This window comes from Acinetobacter sp. RIT698, assembly GCF_009668065.1.
GTDB lineage: Bacteria > Pseudomonadota > Gammaproteobacteria > Pseudomonadales > Moraxellaceae > Acinetobacter > Acinetobacter guillouiae.
Genome location: NZ_WJYH01000055.1, coordinates 21,388 through 27,759, shown reverse-complemented (window position 1 = coordinate 27,759; position 6,372 = coordinate 21,388). Strand labels below are relative to the sequence as shown.

The window sequence follows — 6,372 nt, the reverse complement described above, 5'->3', positions numbered from 1 at the left end:
TTTATAAAAGGGGATTATTTTATCAATCTCAGAGAGTAACCTATTTATTTCAATTATTCTTCCATTAGTTAGTCTACTGACAGATGTTCTCATATCAAAATCATTTAAATTTATACTGCTTAATTTTTCCTTTATGTACTTTAAATTAGTAACAAAGTTATTTTCATCTTCCGTAAGACCTAAATCTAATTCTTGTTGATCATCATTCATATAAAAACACTAAATCATTAATTAACCTCAATATACTACCTAATCTCCAACAACAAATCCACAAAACTACTCACATAACAGAGTTATAATTTTAAATTACACATATCACAGCAAAACTGTGAACAGGCGTGGAAACCTGTTTATACTCAAACGGTGCAAAATCAAAGTCACACTAAGCTGCATTTTTTGCCTAATGTTTAGCAGTTGCTAGGTTAGACAGGGCAGATTCTTTTGATAATATTTTAGCCGTTGTATCTCTTTTTTCGCAGTTTTCTTATACCTAGACACTTCATTCATATATCTAGTCAATGCTTCTTCTACTGTAAGAACTATTTTATTATTTAAAGCTTGTTTGGTAGAAAAATTTAAGAAGAATTCACGCTCTTGAATCTCCGCCCATCGCTTCGTATGGTAATACCCCCATTTTTAATTGATTTAATGAGTAGAAAACCAAAGTCCTTATAGTTGTTTAAATTTAGGTGGTTTACCATCAACTTACATATGTGGTCGTTCATGATTATAAAAGTGTTGCCATGCAGTTGTATAGTCTTGGACATCTTCAAGTTCTCGAAATAAATATTGATTCAAACATTCATATCGAACTGTCCGATTGAAGCGTTCTACATAAGCATTCTGCTGTGGATTACCAGGTTGGGTAAATACATGTTCAATTTTATGTTAAGTACATCAGGCCTGCATTAAATCACTAATGTACTCTGGCCCATTATCACTACGTATACGCTTTGGCTTACCTCGCCATGCGATTAATTGATCTAGTCCCCTGAGTACTCGTTGAGCTGGCAAAGAAAAGTCAACCAATATATCTAGTGACTCACGGTTATAGTCATCAATAACATTGTGAATTCGGTAACTGCGACCATCACTGAGTTGGTCATGCATAAAGTCCATTGACCACGATTCATTCGGTGTTGATGGCACTGCGAGTGATTCAGGCTTTATTCGCTTAATGCGTTTGTTTGGTTTAATTCGTAGGTTAAGCTCAAGCTCCTTATAAATTCGATAAACACGTTTGTGGTTCCATAGATAGCCTTTGACATTACGTAGGTACAAAAAGCAAAGCTGGAAGCCCCAAGTCTTATTCTCATTGGTGAGCTTAAGCAGCCATTCTGCGATGATCTTATTTTGCTCGTCTAATTGAGCTGTATATCGATAGCAGGTTTGACTGACTTGGAATATGAGACAGGCCTTACTTACTGAGATCTTAAATTGCTCAACGGCTCGCTGAGCAAGAGATTTACGTTGTGTTGACCTTATAACTTTTTTGACAGTGCATCCTGAAGAATATCTGCTTTAAGGCGTTCGTCAGCATACATACGCTTCAGACGAGCATTCTCAGCTTCTAATTCTTTAAGTCGCGTCATCATGGAAATATCCATACCTCCATATTTCGCTTTCCATTTATAAAATGTAGCGGAACTCATGTCATGTTCACGACACAGATTAGGAACAGGGGTTCCTGATTCGGCTTGCTTCAAAATACTCATGATTAGGCTGTCTGAATATTTAGATGTTTTCATAGAAAATCTCCTTCAACAAGATTATTCGATTTTCTACTTTTAACTTCAATTATTTTTAGGGGGGATTACCGCATCATTCTTAGATTTAAATGTTTTACTTTTTCTTTGATTGAAGGCAATAAGATCTGCTCTCCACTTACCATTTTCAAGTTGATAAATTGACAGACTCATAAAGTTTACAACCTCAATGACTTATACAAATAAACACACGTTAAAGAATGTGTAAAAAACGTGTAAATGAATACCTAAGAATACCTCAAAATACCTTAAAAAAACCCAACACCCAGAAACGAAAAAACCCCGAAGCCTTTGTGTATCAAGGCTTCGGGGTTTATCTAATCTGTTTAACCTAAACTAATGGTCCCGAGGGTCGGACTCGAACCGACACGTCATCGCTGACAGTGGATTTTGAGTCCACCGCGTCTACCAATTTCACCACCTCGGGAGAGGTTGTGTGCGTATAATAGCGCGTTTCATTTTCTTGTCAACGACAAGTTTTCACATTTGTTTAATTTTAAGGCATATCTGGTTTTTTTGGATTATAAAACATCAATTTCAGCCATTAATTTGAAAAACGACTATACTAGCGACAGTTTTTAAATCCCAAATGTCAGTTTTTCTTCCTCATGATGCAACTCTCCGATTTTAATTTCGAACTTCCCGACGAACTCATTGCGCGCTACCCACTTGAAACACGTAGCGCTTCTCGCCTTTTACATCTCAATGCAGATGGTTCATACCAAGATCTTCACTTCACCGATGTTTTTGATTTATTCAATGAAGGTGATTTATTGGTACTCAATGATACCAAAGTAATGAAAGCACGCTTAAAAGGTAAACGCGCCTCTGGTGGTGCTATTGAAGTTTTGGTTGAACGTATTTTTGATCAGACCATTGCACATTGTCATATCAAAGCCAGCAATTCACCTAAAGCAGGTGCTGAGTTATTTATTGGCAAAGATGAAGTCAAGGTGACGGTAACAGGTCGTCATGAAAACTTATTTGTGGTGGAGTTTTCACAGCCTATTTTGCAAGTTTTAGATTTATATGGACAATTGCCTATACCGCCTTACTTTAACCGTGAAGCAGAAGCCATTGACACAGAACGTTATCAAACCGTGTTTAACGATCCAACCAAATTGGCCAGCGTAGCAGCACCGACAGCAAGTTTGCATTTCGACCAAGCCCTATTAGAAAAATTAGAGCAAAAAGGCGTAAATAAAGCTTTTGTAACCTTGCATGTGGGTGCTGGAACATTCTTACCCGTACGTACAGATCAGATCGAAAATCACATCATGCACAGTGAATGGTGTGATGTGCCTGAAGCAACTGCAAAATTGATTCAAGAAACCAAAGCACGTGGCAACAAAGTAATTGCCGTCGGAACGACAGCAACACGTGCCTTAGAAAGTGCAGCGCAAGCGTCTGGGGGAAAAATTGCCGCATGGACAGGCGATACACAAATCTTTATCTATCCAGGGTATCAGTTCTGTGTGGTTGATCGCTTGATCACCAACTTTCATTTACCAGAATCTACCTTGTTAATGTTGGTATCTGCATTATCCAACCGTGACAATATTATGAACGCATATCAACATGCTGTTGCAAGCAAATATCGTTTCTTTAGTTATGGCGATGCAATGCTGATTGAAAACGCAAATGGCTAAGGTCTAACGAAGCGCAACCTATTTAAAAGTTATTGCTTAGTCAGACCACCAATATGCAAAGTGTGGTTTAAACACGACACTTTGCATTCAAAATCATTTTTTCGTTACAATCAGGCATCTAAGCACTTGCCACAATAATGAATAAAGATGAATGATTTACTGACAAAAATTCAAAATGCCTTTAGTCAACAACACGCAAATAATGGCAAGACTCAGCACAATATCCATGCGATCAATCAGTTACTCTCTTCAAATCAAGATTTTGAACAGATCATTGCAAGCTTAAAGAATTGGCAAGATGATCCGAGTCTGTCTATTCAAAATTATACTTTTTGGCTTTTTATCGCGATTGCGATTGGCTTATTTGTACTGGCTATTTTTACCCACCCGATACTCTTACTGGTTGCGGGTGCAAGTGTGGCTTTTGCTTTCTATAAACGCACTTCGACAAAAGCACTCAATCAATTGGTTGAAGATGCTCATCAAAAGAACCTAGAAGCAAAATATCAAATTCGCTTCTATCCCAATGCCTTCGATGAAAATATTGAGTCTCCCTATAATTTCCCGTTATTTGGTTTAGGGGATCATGAAAATACCATTGGTCATTGCATTTATGGCGCTTGGCAGGTCAACGGTATCAACTATCCATATATGCTGTTTAATTATCATTATGTGGATGAAGTCGAAACTCGTGATTCAGAAGGCAAGAAAAAGACTGAATATCGTCATTATGATTTATGGGGGATCATCCTAGAAAACTTCCCTGCTCAAGGTATCAGTATTTCATCTAAACAAAATCGAGCCTGCCGTCTTGGGGTAAAATGGTCGAGTGGGGATATTCGTTTCGACAATCAGTACCAATTAAGTGGCATAAATGAAATGCAACTTGCCAAATTTTTCACACCAAATCATGTATTAATGCTTGATCAAGCCATGGCTAATTTTAAAGGTGATTTTTATGTTCAAGCTCAGCGCCCTTCTTTGTGCTGGCTGTTTAAAACAGATATTACCAAAGCGCAAATGCAAGTTGATAAAGTTCAAACTGTCTATGATTTGGCTGCACAACTTGAAAGCATGAACATGCCTGATTATGAACAGCTTAAAGATTCACTGATCACAATTCTACAAGAAGTCCAGCCTCATTATGTGACAAATAAAGTTGAAAAATAAACAATTTACTTTGTCGATACAATAATTTATCGCATACTTATCAATCTGGAATTCGAACTTTAATAGACTTCAATCATGATTATTTGCCATGCCTATAGAAACCGTTGAGCGATTGCTTCACCTACGCACAAGAAAAAATAAACATGTGATGCGCAATATCGCCCGGCTTTGGGAAATTGGACAACAGGCTCAATCTGCACAAGATATTTTAGATGGCTTACATCCGTGGGGAGAATGTAGAGAGTTATTTTTTCATAACCTCATCCCCAGACTGCTGTTTATGATTGGGGTACTGACTGCAATTTTTGGTTGGCTGATTCATCACTATATTCCCTACCCACTGAGTCTATTAGCAGCCTTGTTATGCTGTTTTGCTGCTTATTTAATTTATGAGCAAAGCGATCCAATTGATGAAGTGATCAATTTTTTAGAACAGCGTATGATGTTTCTCCGCTACGAGTTAGATTTTAATAAAACCCCAAGTCATATCTCCACAACAAGCAATACCTTTTTGGTCATAAGCAAGTTAAAACAAAGTTTTCCATTGTTTTCGCAAGGTAATGTGTTGAATGAGATTGAACAATTTTCATCCACCAAATGGTTTAATGGTGAACAAGAACATCATGTGATGTTATTTCAGTATCATTATGTCGATGAGTTTTCACTGCCCAATACTCAGGGTGAAAAACAGAAAATTAAGGAAACTCATAAAAACCAATGGGGCGCTTTTATTTTTCAATTACCCGCCCTCGGCTTTGCCGCCAGTAATAAACATCATGAATTTATTCCGCCCTATACCCAAATATGGAAGACTGCGGATATTCTGGTCAGTCAAAATTTATATATTTTTGGCTATGATCAACATCAACTTGCCCGTACCATTAGTCCAAGTATCACCTTAAAATTAAGTGATTTTTTTCAACACTATTCAGGTGATATTGTTTATCATTTTGAAGAAAATATGCTGTGCTATATGGGAGATCAAGATCTCTTTCGCATTCGTCGTAAAAAACAAAAGCTTCAGGATATTTCAGCACTTCGTGGACATTTAAGAACATTAACCATGCCTGAATATGAAAAATTTAAACAGTGCATGCTAAACTTGATTTCATAAATCAAAAGGAATAATCAAAATGGGTTTAATCATATTTATTGGGATTTTTATTGTTCTGATCGTTTGGGGTATTCTGGTTAGGAATAACATTGTGCGTTATTTCAATGCGACACAACGTGCATGGGCTGAAGTGGCCAATTTTGAACGCCAGAAAGTAAAAACACTGGAAACTTTAGAGCAAACTTTGGCGCAATATACACAGTTTGAAAAATCAACTTTGGAAAAAGTGACCGAGTTACGTCAGCAAATTTTGAATCTAAATCTAAACAATACCGATGTTTCTCAACTGCAACATGTTGAAAAACTCAATCAAGATTTAATGAAAAGTTTAAATGTGGTGGTTGAAAATTATCCTGAACTCAAAGCGGATACTTTGTATGCAAAAATGATGAATGATATTCAAGAACAAAATGAAAATGTCGGTGCAGCAATCACCATTTTTAACCGTAATGTTGAAGAATTTAATAACACCATCGAAATTTTTCCAAACAATATGATCAATACCATTACTTTGGCAAAGAAAACAATTCGTCCATTTTCCGACAATGTGGTCACTCAGAATTTTGATTACAAGCCTAATTTCAACTAAGCTTCACTCAATATTGTTGGAAAAACCCATCCTTCCCAAGGAAATATTGGGAAGGTTCTTTAATCAAACATCACTTGAATAAAT

The 6,372-nt window shown here is 36.8% G+C and carries 5 protein-coding genes, 1 tRNA gene and 1 pseudogene; 4 read left to right on the top strand and 3 right to left on the bottom strand.

The genetic code is table 11. From position 1 onward, the window contains the following. From GJV03_RS21550 to GJV03_RS18450, 3 genes and pseudogenes are all read right to left on the bottom strand, one after another. Positions 1-210, bottom strand: a 210-nt coding sequence (locus tag GJV03_RS21550) for a hypothetical protein (RefSeq protein ID WP_171501878.1), incomplete at its 3' end; no start/stop codon positions are given. A 495-nt stretch (positions 211-705) separates the two neighbouring features. Beyond that, positions 706-1,748, bottom strand: a pseudogene (locus tag GJV03_RS18455) (IS3 family transposase). A gap of 358 nt (positions 1,749-2,106) precedes the next feature. After that, positions 2,107-2,193, bottom strand: a tRNA-Leu gene (locus GJV03_RS18450). A 184-nt stretch (positions 2,194-2,377) separates the two neighbouring features. Here GJV03_RS18450 and queA point away from each other — a divergent pair. From queA to GJV03_RS18430, 4 genes are all read left to right on the top strand, one after another. Then, positions 2,378-3,415, top strand: coding sequence for a tRNA preQ1(34) S-adenosylmethionine ribosyltransferase-isomerase QueA (queA, locus tag GJV03_RS18445; RefSeq protein WP_056514968.1), 1,038 nt, complete (start codon positions 2,378-2,380; stop codon positions 3,413-3,415). 147 nt (positions 3,416-3,562) lie between these two features. Next, positions 3,563-4,585 carry a hypothetical protein gene (locus GJV03_RS18440; protein WP_154130784.1) on the top strand — a complete coding sequence of 341 codons (1,023 nt, stop codon included), beginning with the start codon at positions 3,563-3,565 and terminating at the stop codon, positions 4,583-4,585. Between the two features lie 88 nt (positions 4,586-4,673). Then, positions 4,674-5,699, top strand: a complete 1,026-nt coding sequence (locus GJV03_RS18435; protein ID WP_154130783.1) for a hypothetical protein — start codon at positions 4,674-4,676, stop codon at positions 5,697-5,699. A 19-nt stretch (positions 5,700-5,718) separates the two neighbouring features. Then, positions 5,719-6,288 (top strand): LemA family protein, encoded by a 570-nt coding sequence (locus tag GJV03_RS18430; RefSeq protein ID WP_154130782.1) that lies wholly within the window; start codon positions 5,719-5,721, stop codon positions 6,286-6,288. Positions 6,289-6,372: the final 84 nt, after the last annotated feature.